Origin of the sequence: Oleiharenicola sp. Vm1 (assembly GCF_047777955.1) — a bacterium.
GTDB lineage: Bacteria > Verrucomicrobiota > Verrucomicrobiia > Opitutales > Opitutaceae > Didemnitutus.
Genome location: NZ_CP180537.1, coordinates 2054743 through 2070672, shown reverse-complemented (window position 1 = coordinate 2070672; position 15930 = coordinate 2054743). Strand labels below are relative to the sequence as shown.

Genomic DNA, 15930 nt, shown 5'->3' with positions numbered 1-15930 from the left:
CGGGCGAGCGCGATTACGCCGCCGGCAATGAAACGTGGAAGATGGAACCGCTGTTGACGGCGCTCTCAACCCAAATCCGGCCGCCCTGCCGCTCGAGCACGCGCTGCGCGATCGACAGGCCGAGCCCCTCGCCGGGCGAGTCGGCGGGATTGAGGCGGTGGAAGATCTCGAAGATTTTCGCCTGGTGCTCCTTCGCGATGCCGATGCCGTTGTCCGCGACGCTGTAGACGGCCATGCCGTGCTCGACGCGGCCGTTGATCTCGAGGTGCAGCGGCCGGTCGGGCGCGCGATACTTCAGGGCGTTGTCGAGGAGGTTGGCGAAGACCTGGTTGGTCTGCACGCTGTCGCCCACGCAGCGCGGCAGCACGCCGACGCGCACCTGCGCCTTCGCCTCGTCGAGCTGGAACTTCATCGCCGCAGTGATCTCGGTGAGCATGGCGTTCATGTCGAGCGGGCGGAGGTTGAGGGCGACCCGGCCGAGGCGCGAGTAGTGCAGCAGGCCGGCCAGCAGGGACTCCATCTTGGTCACGCCGGCGTTGATGAACTTGAGCGCCTGCGGGATCGTGACCTCGAGAGGCTTCTTGAGCGACTCGACGGCCACGCGCCCCTCCGGCGCCGCGGCGCCGGCCTCGCGGATCTGCTCGCAGGCGCGGGTGAGCTGGCGGCTGAAGCCCTGCACGTTCACCAGCGGCGAGCGCAGGTCGTGCGACACGGTGTAGACGATCGCCTCCAGCTCCTTGTTCTTCTGCGCGAGGTCCGTGGCGATGCGCTGGAGCTCGAGCTCGTCGGCCTTGCGCTGCGTGATGTCGGTGCGGATGGCGATGTATTGGTAGGGCTTCCCGGCGGCGTTGAGGAAGGGGAAGATCGTGGTGTCGACCCAGTAGAGCGACCCGTCCTTGGCGCGGTTGCGCAGCTCGCCGTGCCAGACGTGGCCGCGCCCGATCGTGCCCCAGAGTTCGCGGAAGAACTCCTTGGAGTGGTGGCCGGAGTTGATGATGCGGTGGTCCTGGCCGATCAGCTCCTCGCGCGCGTATTTGGAAATGGCGCAGAACTTGTCGTTCACGTAGGTGATGCGCCCCGACGGATCGGTGATGGCGACGATGGAATGCTCGTCGAGCGCCGCCTTCATGTCGCGCAGCTCGCGCGCGGCGTTGACGAGTTCCTCCGGCGAGGTGGATTGGTCGGCGGCAAGGCGCGCAATCAGCTCCTCGCGGCCCAGCGTGGAAAAATCAGGCTTGGACACGCCGCCACGGTGCGCGAGCGCCCCGGCGCTGGCAAGCGGAAGGCCGCCGGCGTCTAGGGAAATCCTTTAGCCAGTCTCGGCCTAGCTGCCAATTACCCGTCTGCGCACCTTCTGCTATTCTCTCCGCATGCAAGCGATCCACGCCGCTCCCGCCCTCCCCTTCGTGCCCGCCACGACCACGCGCGACTCCGGTCGCAGCGTCATGCAGCATCTCGAACGCGCCGCGATTTTCCAGGACTACAAGGACGCGTTCGAGGCGACCACCGGCCTGCCGCTCGCCCTGCGCGCCACCGGCACCTTCAACTCGCCGCTCCACGACTCGAAGCGCGTGAATCCCTTCTGCCAGCTCATGGCCGGCAAGAACAAGACCTGCGCCAGCTGCCTGCTCGTCCAGCAGCAGGCCGAGGAGCAGGCGCGTGACGGCGCGAAGACCTTCCAGTGCTTCGCCGGGCTGAGCGAGGCCGCCGTGCCGGTCCGCGTCGGCGAGCAGGTCCTCGGCCACCTCCAGACCGGCCAGATCCTGCTCCAGGCCCCGAGCCCGGCCGGCTTCAAGGCCATCGCGCGCCAGATCAGCGCCGAGACGCCCGCCAAGGAGGTCGAGAGCATCAAGAAGGCCTACTTCGGCACCCGCGTCCTCACCAAGTCGCAGTTCGAGTCCATCGTCCGCCTCCTCGCCGTCTTCTCCGCCCACCTCTCCTCGATCAGCAACCAGGTCATGGTGCAGGAGTCGACCGCCGAGTCGCCCGTCGTCACCAAGGCCCGCGCCTACATCCAGGAGCACTACACCGGCGAGATCAGCGTCGGCGAGGTGGCCCGCGCGGTGAACATGAGCACGTTCTACTTCTGCAAGGTCTTCAAGTCGGGCACCGGCCTCACCTTCACGGACTACCTCGCCCGCCTGCGGGTCGAGTCGGTGAAGCAGCAGATGCTCAACCCGCACATCCGCGTCAGCGAGGCGGCCTTCGCCGCCGGCTTCCAGTCGCTCTCCCAGTTCAACCGCGTCTTCCGCCGCGTCGCCGGCGAGAGCCCGAGCGACTACCGCGACCGCGTCGTCGGCACCACCCCGCACCACGAGCACGGCTCCCGCGCCGCGTAACCCGCCTTTTGTTCCAGCCCTCCCGTGTCCGTGGCGCGGCTCCGTCCGCGCCACGGATTTTGCGCCCGCCTCAGGCGCGCAGGGCCTGGCCGCGCACGAGGTCCTGGAAAAGCCCCGGCCGGGCGACGAGTTCGGCGAAGGTCCCGTCCTGCGCCACCCGGCCGTCGCTGACGACGAGGATGCGGTCGCAGTTCTTCACCGTGGCCAGCCGGTGCGCGATGAAGATCACCGTGCGCCCGTGCAGGTTCTTCTCGATCACTTCCTGCACCAGCGCCTCGCTCAGCGTGTCGAGCGCGCTGGTCGCCTCGTCGAGCACGAAGCACTCCGGATCGGCCAGCAGCGCCCGCGCGATCGCCAGGCGCTGCCGCTGGCCGCCCGAGAGCGTCGAGCCGCCCTCGCCGATCTTCGCGTCCAGCCCGCCGGGCATCGCCGCGATGAACTCCCAGGCGTTCGCCCGCTCGCACGCACGCCGGATGGCCGCATCGTCGGCGTTCGGCCGCGCCACGCGGACATTGTCGCGCACCGTCGTGCGGAAGATGAACGGGTCCTGCGGCACCACGCCGAACTGCCGCCGCAGGTCCGCCGCCGCGAACCGCCGCAGGTCCACGCCGCCGAGCTTCACCGCCCCGGCGGTCGGGTCGTAGAGCCGCAGCAGCAGCTGCGCGATCGTGGTCTTGCCCGCGCCGGAGGGGCCGACCAGCGCCACCCGCTGCCCCGGGGCGATCCGCAGCGACAGGTCGCGCACCACCGGCTGCTCGGGCTCGTAGCCGAAGCTCACGTGCTCGAACTCGATGGCCGCGTGCGCCGGGACCGCGCGGGTCGGCTCCGCCGGGTCGGGCGTCGTGCTCGGCGTCTCCAGCACGACGCCGATGCGCGCGAGCGAGGCCGCCGCGCCGCCCCAGAAGGTGAAGGCCTGGAAAATCGCCTGCAGCGGCCACTGGAGCGAAACGAACGACGTGAAGCACGCCGCCGCGACGCCGAGCGAGATGTGGCCGTCGAGGTAGCGCCAGGTGCACACGCCCATCAGCATCGCGTAGCACACGTAGCCGAAGGTTTCCTGCTTCATCCACTCGACGTGGCTGCTCACGTCGCGCTCGTAGGACTTGCGGCTGATCATCGCCGCCTGCGCGGCGAAGTCCTCCTCCACCCGGTCCTCCATCGCGTAGAGCTTCACCGCCTTGTTGCCGCGCAGCAGGTCCGCCACCCGCCCGCTGACGTCGCCCTCCGCGCTCTGGAAGTCCGCGCTGATCCGCTGCATCTTCACCCGCGCGCGAAGCATGAACCACACGCTCAGCAGCGCCGCGCCCAGCACGACGAGCGCGACCACCCAGTCCCACTGCCAGAACAGCAGCAGCAGCGAGATCAGGTTCACCACCGAGCCGGGCACCGCCATCGAGGTGTGCTGGAAGAACTGCATCACCGAGGCCAGCGGCGAGCCGAAGAGGTAGCTGAACAGCTCGCCGGACGAGTGCTGGCCGTGGAAGCGCAGGCAGAGCTGGTTCACGTGCCGGAAGAACTGGCTGCGCAGCGAGAACACGATCCGCTCCCGCACCCGCGTGATCAGCCGGTAGCCGAGGTGCCAGCACGCCATGCGCAGGACGATCGTCGCGACGAGGTAGCCGACCGCCAGCCAGGCGACGCGCCGCCACAGCTCGCCCTCCGCGCCGTGCTGCTCCAGCGCGTCGAGGAACCACTTCAGGTAGACGTTCTGGAGCGTGAGGCCGTAGCCGTGGACGCCGAGCAGCGCGACCGAGCCGAGCGCCGCCCACTTGTGCTCGACGAGCACCGGCCAGACATGGCGTCGGAACGCCTGGTGCGCACGATCCGGCGCCGCCGCTTCGTCGTCTTGCCGTCCCTTGCTCATGGGTCGCACTCCACACCCGCGCGGGGCGTCAGGCGAGCACCGTCAGCGTCACGCTGCGCCCGCCGGCGAAGAGCTGGATCTCGCCCGGCTCGAGCACGCGCCGGCCGTCCGCGTCGGGAAACGCGAAATCGCGCCCCGGCTCGATCTCCCACCGAAACACACGCGCCTCGCCCGGGGCGAGCGCCGCGCACTCGAAGTGCTTCAGGTCGCGCAGCGGCCGGGTGATGCTGGCCGCGGGGTCGCGGATGAACCACAGCACGCTCTCGATTCCCGCCCGCGCCCCGGTGTTGGTGACCGTCACCTCCGCGGCGATCGTCTCGCCCGCGCGCACGTTCGCGCGCGCCAGCCGGATTTCGCCGTAGTGGAAGGTCGTGTAGCTCAGGCCGTGGCCGAAGGCGTAGTGCGGCGTGGTCGGCACGTCCTGATAAAACCCTCCGGGTCGCGCCGCGCCCGCGGCCGCATGTTGTGGTAGAGCGGAATCTGCCCGGTCGTGCGCGGCCAGGTGACGGCGAGGCGGCCGGACGGATTCGCCGCGCCGAGCAGCACGCGGGCGATCGCCGCGGCGGCCCGCGAGCCGGGCTGCCACGCCGCGAGGATCGCGCCGACGTGCGGCTCGATCCGGTGCAGCTCCACCGGCCGGCCGGTGACGAGCACCAGCGCCACCGGCTTGCCGAGCGCGGCGACCTCCAGCGCCAGCTGCTCCTGCCAGCCCGGCAGCCGGATCGACGAGCGCGAGGCGTTCTCGCCGCTCATCGACCACTGCTCGCCCAGGCACAGCACCACGAAGTCCGCCTTCCGCGCCGCCGCGAGCGCCGCCGCGAAGCCCTCGCGTCCGCCGCCCTCGATCGCGCAACCAGCCGCAACGACCAGTTCGCTGCCCGCCGGCAGGCGCGCCTGGAGTTCGGCGGCGATGGTCGGCGTCTCCTCGCCGCGACCCTGCTGCGCCCACGAGCCGAGCAAGGCGCCCGCGTCGAGCGCCAGCGGCCCGAGCAGCGCGAGACGCTTCGCCGCCGCCGGCAGCGGCAGCGTGCCGGCGTCGTTCTTGAGCAGCACGAGCGAGCGGACCGCCACCTCCTCGCACAGCGCGAGCTGTCCGGCGTCCGGCGCGGCGCCCGTGAGCGCGGACGGTTCCACGAAGGGGCGTTCGAACAGACCGAGTTCGAACTTCACGCGCAGGACGCGGCGCACGGCCTCGTCCACCACCGCGAGCGGCACCGTCCCCGCGCGCACGAGTCGGGCGAGATGACGACGGTAGAGACCGTCCGCCATGTTCAGGTCGACACCGGCCGTGATCGCCCGGGCCGTCGCCTCCGCCTCGGTCGCGGTGTGGCCCTGGTGCAGGAGCTGGAGCACGGCGTTCCAGTCGGAGACGACCAGGCCGTCGAACTGCCAGCGTTCGCGCAGGATTTCCGTCAAGGTTTGGCGGTTGCCGGAGGTCGGCACGCCGTTGAGATCGTTGAAAGCGCTCATCACCGCGCGCGCTCCGGCGCGCACGCCCGCCTCGAACGGCGGCAAGTGCCGCTCCCAGAGCGCCTGCGGCGGGATTTCCGTCGCGCTATAGTCGCGCCCGCCCTCGGAGGCGCCATAGCCGACGTAGTGCTTCAGGCACGCCGCGATCGGGATCGGCGCTTCCTGGTAGCCGCGCACGGAGGCCTCGGCGAAGCGGCTGGCCGCGAACGGCGACTCGCCGAACGTCTCGGCCACGCGCCCCCAGCGCGGATCGGTGCAATGGTCGACCATCGGCGCGAACGTCCAGTCGACGCCCTGCGCGTGCGCCATCGCCGCCGTCGCCGCGCAGGCGCGGCGGACCAGCTCCGGATCCCAGGTGCAGGCCTGCGCCAGCGGGATCGGCGTGATCGCACGGTAACCGTGGATCACGTCGCAGCCGAAGATCGCCGGGATGCCGAGCCGGGAGCGCTCGACGCACATCCGCTGCAGCGCGTTGCGCGTCGCGAGGTCCGCCTGGACGCCGTTGAGGATGAACGAGCCGTAGGTCGGCCGGAACTCGTCCGGACGCTCAGCGAGGTTGTTCGGGTTGGCGTCGCCGATGCCGCACTGGTGCAGCTGGTCGACCTTTTCCTCGAGCGTCATCCGCCCGAGCAGGTCCTCGACCCGCGCGGCCACCGGCAGCGCCGCATCGCGAAACTGGGCGCGCCCGTCGCTCATTTCACGAGCGGGGCGAGCAGCTTGGTCCACACGGCGTAGCCGCCCGGCGCCATGTGCAGGCGGTCGGCCGAGTAGAGCGACTCGTCGGGCCGGCCGTCGGCGGCGAGCATGGCGGGGTTGGTGTCGACGAAGCTCCGGCGCGGATCCGCCGCGCAGAACTTCGCGATCGCGGCGTTGGCCGCCGCCATCCGGTCGCGGAGGTGCCAGCGCGAGGGCGAATATTGGATGGAAAGGAAGAGGATCTTCGCCTCCGGCCGGGCGGCGTGGATCTTGGCGCAGAGCGTCTGGAAATCCTCCGCGACCTGCTCCGGCGACTTGCCGGCGGCGATGTCGTTCGTGCCGGCGTAGAAGACGATCAAGCGCGGGTGATGCGGCAGCACGACGCGGTCGAAATGCACGATCGAGTCGACGATCTGCGAGCCACCGAAGCCGCGGTTCACGACCGGCAGGCCGGGAAAGTCCGTCGCCAGGGTCTTCCAGAGGCGGATCGAGGAGCTGCCGAGGAACAGGACGCAGCCCGGCGCGCTCGGCGCCGCCGCGTCCTGCGCGGCGAAGGCCGCCATGTCCTTCGCCCAATCCTGGGAGGCCACCGGTGCGGCTACGAGGGCGGTGAATGGCGTCGCGACGACGAGGCACGCGGCGAGCGCCGCGCGGCGGAGGAGAAGCGTCAGTGTTTTCATGGAGTGGAAGGTGACGGACGGACCGGCCGGACGAATTCCTGCCAGAGCGCATCGGCGACGTAGCCGGCGGCGGTGGCGAACGCGCGGCCGGCCTTGTCCATGGCGGCCGTGTGCGGATCGATGCCCTCGGTGATGATGCCGCCGTCCCACGCGCTCGCGCGCAGGATCTGCAGCGCGTGCTCCCGGCTGCGCTTCAGGCGCAGGTGGTCGGCGACACTCCACGAGGTGGTGAAGGGCACGCGATGGCTGCCGGGCAGGCCGAAGGGCTCGGCGGAAAACGAGAACGCGTAGGCGGGCGAATGCAGCCAGTCGTAGGTGCGCACGAAGAGCGGATCGTCCTCGGCGACGAAGCCGACCAGCGGCAGCTTCATCTGCGAGCCGGGCGGCACCTCGGCGAAGACGTGCGTGCGGCCATCGGTTGCGCCGGCGAAGATCGGCTCCGTCGCGCCCGGCGGCACGGCCACGCCGTGGCGGAGGATCGCCGCCTTCAACGCGGTGGCGCGCTGGGCCGCGTCGGCGGCGGCCGGCTCGTCGCGCAGCGCGGTGAAGAGCGCGGCGAGTTCGTTGAACGCCTGCCAGGCGAGCGCGTTGTCGTAGATGATGAAGGGGAGTTTCTGGAACTCGTCCTGCGCGTCCTGGTGCGAGGAGTAGAGCCCCGTGGCCGCGTCGCAGCGCCCGAGCAGCCGGTCGCGGAGTTTCCGCACGGCCGCGCGGTGCTCCTCCACGAACTCCCGGTCGCCGGTCTGCCGCCAGTAGCGTCCGAGGGCGATGAGCGGCGCGACCGCCTCGTCCAGCTGGAAGCCGTCCTCGAGCACCATGCCGTCAATGTAGCGGCTGTGCGTGCCGGCGTTGCGGAGCTGGACCGTGAGGGCGTAGCCGAGCGCCTCGCGCGCCAGCGCCGGGTCGATGTCGAGCAGGCCCGGGAACGACCACAGCATCGCGTCGCGGTCCCAATAGGCCGCCGACACGTAGTAGCGAGGACTGCGCGAGGTGATGCCGACCAGCTGCTCGGTGTCGAGCGTGCGGCCCCAGGCGTAGAGCGCGGTGAAGAGCAGGTTCCGGTTCATCAGCAGGTCGAGGTCGGCCTGCCCCGTCGTGCCCGTGCGCGCACGGCACCAGGCGGCGGCGCCGGCGATCACGCCGTCGACGCCCTCGCGCTCGGTATTCTCCCGCAGCACGCGCGCGGCGTGCACGGCGCTGTTCTCCTCGAGCCCGACGCTGAGAAAGAAGCTCGCCTCGACCCGCGCGCCCGGGGCGACCGTGAACGACCGCGCCGCATCGATGCCCGGCGCCGTGCGGCCGGGCGCGGCGGGCGCGCGCACCGTCGCCCCCGGGGCGTTCAGCGCCCAGGCGAAGTGCGTGTCGTGGGTGATGAAGCTGAACACCGAAGTCTCGCCGGTCGTGAACGTCCGTTCGCCGCGCAGCGCCACCGGCGCGTAGGTCACGCGGTTCAGGTCGCCCCACGAGGTGCGGACGCCGAGGCTGGCCGCGACCGGCTGCGCACGGCGGTTGGCCAGGGTCAGGCGGATCAGCGCCGCGCGGGCGCCGGCGGGCACGCAATACGTCAGCGTGAGCTCGAGGCCGTCCGCGGCGAGGCTCGCGGTGGGGATCCAATACTCGAGCAGTTCCCAGCGCGGGGAGCGGAACGGCAGCGGCTGGCCGTCGACCGTGAAATACGGCTGCAGCGCCGGGTCGCCGGCGTCGCCGGCGACCTCGAGCAGCCCGCGGTCACGCAGCGACAGGACGTTGAAGCTGTCGAGCGCGCCGTCGCCGGCGCGGATGGTCGGCAGCGCGATGAGCTCGTTGCCCGTCGGCAGGACGTCGTCGGGCCGCAGGGTCAGGGCGAAGCGCCGCGACTCCGTCGCACCGCTGCTGCCGGCCAGGGCGGCCAGCAGGAGGACGAGGACGATGACGCGGCGGAGCGGCATGCGTCAGTCGAGCTTGAAGCTCGCGGTGAGCGACGCGGTGGCGTCGGGACCGACGAACACATCGAAGTCGCCCGGCTCGGCGCCGAAGGTCATGTCCGCGCGCCAGAACGCGAGGTCGGCCGGCGTGAGCGAGAACGCCACGTCGCGCGCCTCGCCGGCGGCGAGCTCGATTTTCTGGAAGCCCTTCAGCTCGCGCACGGGACGCGTGACGGAGCCGACGCGGTCGCGCACGTAGAGCTGCACGACCTCCTCGCCGGCGCGGCGGCCGATGTTGCGCACGCGCACCGTGACGGTGAGCGCCCCGCTCTCGGTCAGCACCGGCGCGCTGACGCGCAGCTGATCGTAGACGAAGCTGGTGTAGCTCAGGCCGAAGCCGAACGGAAACTGCGGGCTGTTCGGCAGGTCGATGTAGCGGGAGAAATACGGGTCCTTCGGGCGCAGCGGCTCGGGACGACCGGAGTTCTTGTGCGCGTAGAAGAGCGGGATCTGGCCGACGGAGCGCGGCCAGCTGATCGGCAGCTTGCCGGACGGGTTGTAGGCGCCGGTGAGGACATCGGCGACGGCCGGCCCGCCCATCGTGCCGGGGTGCCAGGGCACGAGGATGGCGTCGACCATCGGCTCGATCTTCTCCAGCAGCAGCGGCCGGCCCGCCATCAGCAGCAGCACGATCGGCTTGCCGGCGCGGTGCAGTTCCTCGAGCAGGGCGATCTGCGGTCCCGAGAAATCCAGCGACGCGCGGCTGGTGGATTCGCCCGACTGGAACACGTCCTCGCCGAGCGCCAAGACGACCACGTCCGAGGCGGCCGCGGCCGCGCGCGCGGCGGCGAAGCCGCTGCGGTCGTCGCCCTGCGTCTCGCAGCCGCGCGCGTAGCGCAGGCCGGCGCCGTAGACCTTTTCCAACGCCGCCCGGACGGTGACGGTGTCATTCTTATCCGCCTTGGCGTGCCAGGTGCCGACCTGGTCGAGCGGCGCGTCGGCCAGCGGGCCGACCAGCGCGACTTTGAGGCCGGAGGTCTTCAGCGGGAGCACGGCGTCCTTGTTCTTCAGCAGCACGCAGGAGCGGCGCGCCAGATCGCGCGCCGCCTCGAGATGCGCGGGCGCGAGCAGGAGCGCGGCCTGGCGCTGCTCGTCGGAGAATCGATAGGGGTCCTCGAACAGCCCGAGGCGGAACTTGGCGGCGAGGATGGCGCCCACAGCCTGGTCGAGGCGTGCCAGCGAGACCTTACCCGTGCGCACGAACTCCGCGACGTGCGGCCCGAAGGCGCCGTTCTCCATGTCCATGTCGAGGCCGGCGTTGAACGCCTTCAGCGCCGCCTCGCGGATGTCGGCCACGTTGCCGTGCGCGCGCAGCTCCTCGATGCTGCCCCAGTCGGACACGACGAAGCCCTTGAAGCCCCATTCGCGGCGCAGCACCTGGTCGAGCAGGAAGGGATTGGCGGAGCACGGCGTGCCGTCGATGTCGTTGAAGGCGGCCATGAACGTGGCGACGCCCTCGGCCTTCGCCGCCTGGAAGGGCGGGAAATAGACGTCGCGCAGCACGCGCTCGGTCACGTCGGTGGTGAAGTAGTCGCGGCCGGCCTGGGCGGCGCCGTAGGCGGCGAAGTGCTTGGCGCAGGCCAGCACGCGGTCGGTGCCGGCGAAGGAGCCGTCGCCCTGGAAGCCGCGCACGCGGGCGCGGGCGACGGCGGCGCCGAGGAAAGGATCCTCGCCCGCGCTCTCGGCGATGCGGCCCCAGCGCGGATCGCGCGCGATGTCGACCATGGGCGCGAAGGTCCAGTGGATGCCCGCCGCGGCGGCCTCGGTCGCGGCGATGTGCTCGGCCTGCTCGATGCGCGCCATGTCCCACGAGGCGGCGCTGGCCAGCGGGATCGGGAACAGCGTCCGGTAGCCGTGGATGACGTCCAGGCCGAAGAGCAGCGGGATGTGCAGGCGCGAGTGCTCGACCGCGATCTGCTGCCACCGGCGCGTCTCGGCGGCGCCGACGACGTTGAGCATGCTGCCGACCTCGCCCTTCTCGAGCTGCGGCGTGATCGAGGAACCGGAGGCCGGGCCGGTCATGTCCTCGCGCGAGGAATACTGGACCAGCTGGCCGACCTTCTCCTCGAGCGTCATGCGCGACAGCAGGTCGCGGACGCGGTCGTCGATCGAGGGGCCGGCGCGGCGCGGAGCGCGACGCAGAGGAAACCGAGCCAAAGAACGGGAACGAAGCGGGGGAAACGCATGGGGAATGGGCAACGTCGCGGCACGCGCGGGCGAACGGCTCGCGCGCGACCGCGACCGGGAGGTTCAGTAAGCAATCGACAGTTTCGCCGGGAGCCTGTCGATGCGGATTTCGCTGCTGCCGGGCGCGACGAGCTGGCCGTCGCCGGACACCGCGCGGATCGGCCGCGCGAGCGGCGAGCGAACGATCACTCCGCCCTGGGGCCGCTGCAGCCCGTCGGCGACGGTGACGTCGACGACAGCCACGGAGCCATCGGCCGCCGGCCGGCTCTTCACCGTGTAGCTGAGCTTGCCGTAGTAGGTCGGCAGCGCGAGCACCTCGATGCCCGCCGGGTCGGTCACCCAGGCATCGGACACGCCCGCCGCGAGCACGAGCGCCCCGTCCTGCTCGCGCTCGTAGACGAACATGCCGCGCACCGAGCGGATGAAGTCCGAGCCACACCACGTGTGCGGCATGTCGCCGATCATGCGCGGGGTCCGGCGATCGCGGAAGACGACCTCCGCCCAGTGGTTCCAGCCGGCCGGGCGGCGCAGCGACATGAAGTAGTCGAGGCAGGCCTGGGCGCGGTCCTTCTGGTCGAGGTAGACGAAGGAGCCGATGACGCGGTTCTCGTAGGGCGTGAGATCGAGCCACTCCATCTTGCCGTCGCGGCGGGCGACGAAGCGCTCGAAGTATTTGTCGAACGTGCGATGCAGCGCCGGCTCCGGGAGCAGGCCGACCTCGTTGCCCGGCTGCACGAGCACGGTGGTCGAGGTGGCGTCGAAGTCGCCGAGTTCCGCGCAGCCCGGGATGTAGTCGACCTGCGTGTTCTGCATCGCGAGGCGGATCGAGGCGTAGAAGTCCTTCCGGAAGTCGTCTCGCTCGGCGGCGAACTCCCGCGCCGCGGCGGTCTCGCCGAGGATCTCCGCGATCGTCACCGCGTCCTTGAGGCCGCGGAGGGTGAAGGCGTCGTCCCAGTAGGAATGCATCGGCTTGGCCGAGTAGCCCTCGTGGCTGATCGACTCCGGCATCAGGCCGTAGAGCGCGCGCTGCTCGGGCGTGCCGCTGCGGTAGGGTTCCGTCTTGCGCGTCGCGCGGAGCTCCTGGATGTAGCGCACGGTGCGGACGACATGCGGCCACTTCGCGCGCAGCCACTCCCGGTCGTGGGTGAAGTGGTAGACCTGCATGAACAGGTAGATGAGCTGGCCGTGGCTGTCGTTCTCCGGCGTCGGGTCGCCGCCGAGGTGGTCGACGACGCACGGCACCTTGCCGCTGGGGAACTGGAAGGGCGCATACCAGTCGGCGAAGGCCTTGACGGCGTCGTTCAGGCCGAGTTCGAGCAGGGCGGTCGAGGTGAGCGAGCCGTCGCGGATCCACGAGCGCTGGTAGTTGCGCGAACCCGGCTGGAAGCGCACGCCATCCTGGTTGATGAAGATGTAGGCGAGGTTCGACTTGATGGTGTCGATGACCGGCTGGGCCGAGGCCGGCAGGCGCACCTGGAAGAGGTCGAGCTTCGACTCCCACATCGCGCGCGCCGCGGCGTGGGCGGTGTCGACGTAGGCCGCCGCTTCCTCGGCGGAGACGTTCACCGGGATCGGGTCGCCGCCGGGATGGAAGGGCGAGGCGGTGCGCACTTCCTTCGCCGCCCCGGTCGCGAGGTCGAAGTCATACGCCAGCGCGGCGGAGGCGAAGCCGGTGTGGTCCTCGACCGTGTCGGCCGCCGGCACCGCGCCGCGCGCCAGGTGCTCGGTGATCTCGCCGGCCTCGAAGGTCGTGGCGCCGAACGCGCTGGGGCGGTCGAGCGGGATCAGGTGGCGGTCGTTGACCTGCACCACGCCGCCGGCCAGCTGCACGCGCTCGATGCGCGCCCAGCCCGCGGCGCGGAAGAGGCTCTGCCATGGCGGATTCACCTGGAACGGCCGGAGGGCGAGGAAGAGTTTGCCCTTCACCGGCGCCCCGGCGTTCTCGAGGCGATAGCGCGTCAGCAGCACGCTGTTCGGCCCGGCGGGACCGGCGGCGAATGTCGTGATGCGCAGCGTGAGGTCGCCGCGCTTCCACTCGACCGTCGGGATCGGCAGGTAGCCCTTCTCGAGCGACTGCGTCAGCTGCACGTCGTTCCAGGTGACGAGCTGGCCGTCGACGTAGAGGAACGGCTCGACGGTGAAGCACGAGCGCGCGACCTCGATCTGGCCGGTCTCGGCGATGAGGGCGTTGTCGCCGTCGGCCGGGCTGCCGGCGGTCGTCCAGAAGCACTGCTCGCCGACGTAGTATTTCGGGAACAGGCCGCGGCGCTCCTGGCGCGCGATGCCCTCGAAGAACGCGTTCTCGTTCAGGCCGAATTGCGGCGGCTGCACCTCGAGGCGCGAGAGCGCGACGCCCACCGCAGCCGCGCCGGCCGGGAGCGCGAGCCGCAGGAAATGGCCCTGCTTCTCCGGCAGGAAGACGTAGTCGCGTCCGCCGTTGCCCTGCTGCACCGTGGCGATGGTCTGCCAGTCGTGTCCGTCGGCCGAGGTCTGCACCGCGTAGCGCGCGGCATGGCGGCCCGGCGCCCAGTCGAGGATGAGCCCGCCGAACTCGCGCTCGTAACCGAAGTTCACCGTGAGCGACTCCTCCCCGCCCCGGCCGGGACCGACCAGTTCTCGAGCGTCGTCCCATGCTCGTCGATCTTCGGCGCACCGTGGCTGGCGCTGACCTTCGCGCGGGCGTTGGCGGCGACGGCGTCGTCGATCGGCTCGAAGCGGAGGTTCGAGACGTAGATGCGGCCCTTGCCGCCGGTGGCGGAGGAGACGACGAACTCGATCGCCTTCACGTGCCGGATCTCCGGCGTGCGCAGCGGGCCCCAGGCGAAGGAGAGGTGGCGCTTGCGCACGTGCTGCGTCTCGAACTTCTCCGGGAACTGCACCGCGAGGCGCTTGCACCACCAGACGTTCTCGTGCTCGTCGATCAGCTTCACCTCGAAGTTGTTCACCGGACACTCGCCGCGGAGCTCGAAGGTGAACTGGTAGTTCGCCGGCAGGTCGATGGCGAAGGCCTTGCGGGCGATGGCGTGGCCGTAGGCCTGGCTGAGGTCGAAATCGAGCACGAGCGCGCCGCCGGTCTTGCCGGCGGCGTGGCCGACCGTGGCGTGCGCGCCCTCGGAGGTGGCCACCGACCAGCCGTCGATGGCCGCGAAGTCGTCGAGCTGGCGCGCCTGGGCAAAGCCGGACGTGGCGGCCGCGGCGAGCAGGAGCCCGGCGGCGCCGAGACGACGGAGCGAGCGGAAGGAGACGGGAGTCGTTTTCATCGCGGGAAGGATTCGGGCCATCGCGCGCCGGCCCGGGGCGCGTGGTTCAGGCGGCACCGGCGGGCGTCGCCGCGGCCTTGCGCTGCTTGAGCAGGGCCTTGATCTCGTAGGCGCGCGCCTCGGTCAGCGGGTAGCGGGCGAGCAGCCAGACGCTGATCAGACAGATCGCGGCCGGCAGGCCGATTTCCCAGGCGCGGAGCTGGAAGAGCGTGGTGTCGCTCTGGACCTTCGCGCCCTCGACGAAGCCGGTGAAGCGCTGGAGGTAGCCGCTGATGATGGTCGCGATCGAGACCGCGACCTTCCACCACCAGTTGTAGACGGCGAAGTAGATACCCTCGCGGCGGATGCCGGTGGCGAGTTCCTCCTCGTCGCAGATGTCCGCGATCATCGCGTTCACGAGCGAGAAGGCGAAGGCCATGCCGAGCGAGAGGCAGACGGTCGGGAATGTCGTCCAATACGGATGCGCCGGATTGTAGCAGACGATCTTCGAGAGGTTGCCGCCGATGATCAGCGCGAAGGCCAGCAGCACGGTGAAGCGCTTGCCGTAACGCTTCGACAGCCACGTCATCGGAAACGCCCCGAGGATGCCGACGGTCGCCCAGAGCGTGCCGTTCAGCGCCATCACCTCGGAAGCGGCGTCCGTGTTGCCGCCGAAGAGGAAGAAGATCTGGATGTAGTTGTTGAAGCCCATCACGAGCTGGAACGCGACGATGAGCAGCACGAACGCGCCGACGAGGCGGAGAAAGGTCCGGTTGCGATAGGTGGCCTTGAAGCTCTGGAGCACCGGCACGCGCTCCTGCTGGCTGGCCTCGTGGAGCTTGCCTTCCTTGCAGGTGAAAGCGCACCACATCGCCGCGCCGGTGAGCATAACGCTCAGGCCGAGGCAGACCCATTTCACGCCGTTGACCGCGTCGCCGCCGAACATCGGGCGGTTGGCGAGGTAATAGACCCACGGGAGGGCCAGCGCGCCGATGTTGCCGATCACCGTGCTGTAGGCGAAGAGGCTCGTCTTCTCGTGGTAGTCCTCCGTCATCTCCATCCCGAGCGCACCGTGCGGGATGGCGTAGATCGGCACGACGGTGTAGAAGAACAGCGACGTCACGAGGAAGTAGCCGAACATCCCCTCCTTGCTCCAGTCGCGCGGCACCGTCCAGAGCGCCCAGAACGCGATCCCGATCAGCACGCCGCCGACGACGAGGAACGGAATCCGCCGCCCCCAGCGCGAGCGGCAGTTGTCGGACATGTTGCCGAGGAACGGGTCGATGATCGCGTCCCACAGCCGCGGAAACGCCTGCGCGTAGCCGATCCAGATGGCGCTGACACCGAGGCCAACGACGTAGACGAGGTTCGTCAGCTGCACGACGGAGTTGACCGCGACGATCGTCACGATCGCGCCGGTGCCGTAGGCGATTTTCTGGGAAACCGGGATGCGGTCCGCCGCGGCCGTCGTGTGGTGGGAAGTCATGGGCG

General features: G+C 70.4%; 11 protein-coding genes. 1 reads left to right on the top strand and 10 read right to left on the bottom strand.

The window, feature by feature from the left end:
* Positions 1-13 precede the first annotated feature (13 nt).
* Complete coding sequence (locus ACMYLB_RS10455) at positions 14-1243, bottom strand: sensor histidine kinase (protein WP_415910857.1); 1230 nt, start codon at positions 1241-1243, stop codon at positions 14-16.
* Between the two features lie 127 nt (positions 1244-1370).
* Between ACMYLB_RS10455 and ACMYLB_RS10450 the strand changes: the two genes are divergently transcribed.
* Positions 1371-2339 (top strand): PocR ligand-binding domain-containing protein, encoded by a 969-nt coding sequence (locus tag ACMYLB_RS10450; protein ID WP_415910856.1) that lies wholly within the window; start codon positions 1371-1373, stop codon positions 2337-2339.
* Positions 2340-2409: 70 nt separating this feature from the next.
* On the opposite strand, the gene ACMYLB_RS10445 is transcribed toward ACMYLB_RS10450, so the two are convergent.
* From ACMYLB_RS10445 to ACMYLB_RS10405, 9 genes are all read right to left on the bottom strand, one after another.
* Positions 2410-4203 carry an ABC transporter ATP-binding protein gene (locus tag ACMYLB_RS10445; RefSeq protein ID WP_415910855.1) on the bottom strand — a complete coding sequence of 598 codons (1794 nt, stop codon included), beginning with the start codon at positions 4201-4203 and terminating at the stop codon, positions 2410-2412.
* Between the two features lie 28 nt (positions 4204-4231).
* The gene (locus ACMYLB_RS10440; protein WP_415910853.1) at positions 4232-4621 is read right to left on the bottom strand and encodes a fibronectin type III-like domain-contianing protein; all 390 of its coding nucleotides are present in this window, start codon (positions 4619-4621) and stop codon (positions 4232-4234) included.
* Positions 4582-6369 (bottom strand): glycoside hydrolase family 3 N-terminal domain-containing protein, encoded by a 1788-nt coding sequence (locus tag ACMYLB_RS10435; protein WP_415910852.1) that lies wholly within the window; start codon positions 6367-6369, stop codon positions 4582-4584. The genes ACMYLB_RS10440 and ACMYLB_RS10435 overlap by 40 nt, the downstream gene beginning before the upstream one ends.
* A complete protein-coding gene (locus ACMYLB_RS10430; protein ID WP_415910851.1) occupies positions 6366-7049 on the bottom strand; it encodes a GDSL-type esterase/lipase family protein in 684 nt (227 codons plus the stop codon). The genes ACMYLB_RS10435 and ACMYLB_RS10430 overlap by 4 nt, the downstream gene beginning before the upstream one ends.
* A complete protein-coding gene (locus ACMYLB_RS10425) occupies positions 7046-8977 on the bottom strand; it encodes a glycoside hydrolase family 125 protein (protein WP_415910849.1) in 1932 nt (643 codons plus the stop codon). Before ACMYLB_RS10425 ends, ACMYLB_RS10430 begins: the two co-directional genes overlap by 4 nt.
* Positions 8978-8980: 3 nt before the next feature.
* The gene (locus tag ACMYLB_RS10420; RefSeq protein ID WP_415910848.1) at positions 8981-11170 is read right to left on the bottom strand and encodes a glycoside hydrolase family 3 N-terminal domain-containing protein; all 2190 of its coding nucleotides are present in this window, start codon (positions 11168-11170) and stop codon (positions 8981-8983) included.
* 93 nt (positions 11171-11263) lie between these two features.
* Positions 11264-13774, bottom strand: a complete 2511-nt coding sequence (locus ACMYLB_RS10415) for a hypothetical protein (RefSeq protein ID WP_415910847.1) — start codon at positions 13772-13774, stop codon at positions 11264-11266.
* Entirely contained in the window at positions 13771-14460 is a 690-nt protein-coding gene (locus ACMYLB_RS10410; protein WP_415910846.1) for a hypothetical protein, read from the bottom strand. The genes ACMYLB_RS10415 and ACMYLB_RS10410 overlap by 4 nt, the downstream gene beginning before the upstream one ends.
* 46 nt (positions 14461-14506) lie before the next feature.
* Complete coding sequence (locus ACMYLB_RS10405; RefSeq protein WP_415910845.1) at positions 14507-15925, bottom strand: MFS transporter; 1419 nt, start codon at positions 15923-15925, stop codon at positions 14507-14509.
* Positions 15926-15930: the final 5 nt, after the last annotated feature.

Coding starts and splice junctions, on each gene's coding strand:
- ACMYLB_RS10450 (WP_415910856.1), top strand. CDS start 1,371: ATGCAAGCGATCCACGCCGCTCCCGCCCTCCCCTTCGTGCCCGCCACG.
- ACMYLB_RS10445 (WP_415910855.1), bottom strand. CDS start 4,203: ATGAGCAAGGGACGGCAAGACGACGAAGCGGCGGCGCCGGATCGTGCG.
- ACMYLB_RS10435 (WP_415910852.1), bottom strand. CDS start 6,369: ATGAGCGACGGGCGCGCCCAGTTTCGCGATGCGGCGCTGCCGGTGGCC.
- ACMYLB_RS10430 (WP_415910851.1), bottom strand. CDS start 7,049: ATGAAAACACTGACGCTTCTCCTCCGCCGCGCGGCGCTCGCCGCGTGC.
- ACMYLB_RS10425 (WP_415910849.1), bottom strand. CDS start 8,977: ATGCCGCTCCGCCGCGTCATCGTCCTCGTCCTCCTGCTGGCCGCCCTG.
- ACMYLB_RS10410 (WP_415910846.1), bottom strand. CDS start 14,460: ATGAAAACGACTCCCGTCTCCTTCCGCTCGCTCCGTCGTCTCGGCGCC.
- ACMYLB_RS10405 (WP_415910845.1), bottom strand. CDS start 15,925: ATGACTTCCCACCACACGACGGCCGCGGCGGACCGCATCCCGGTTTCC.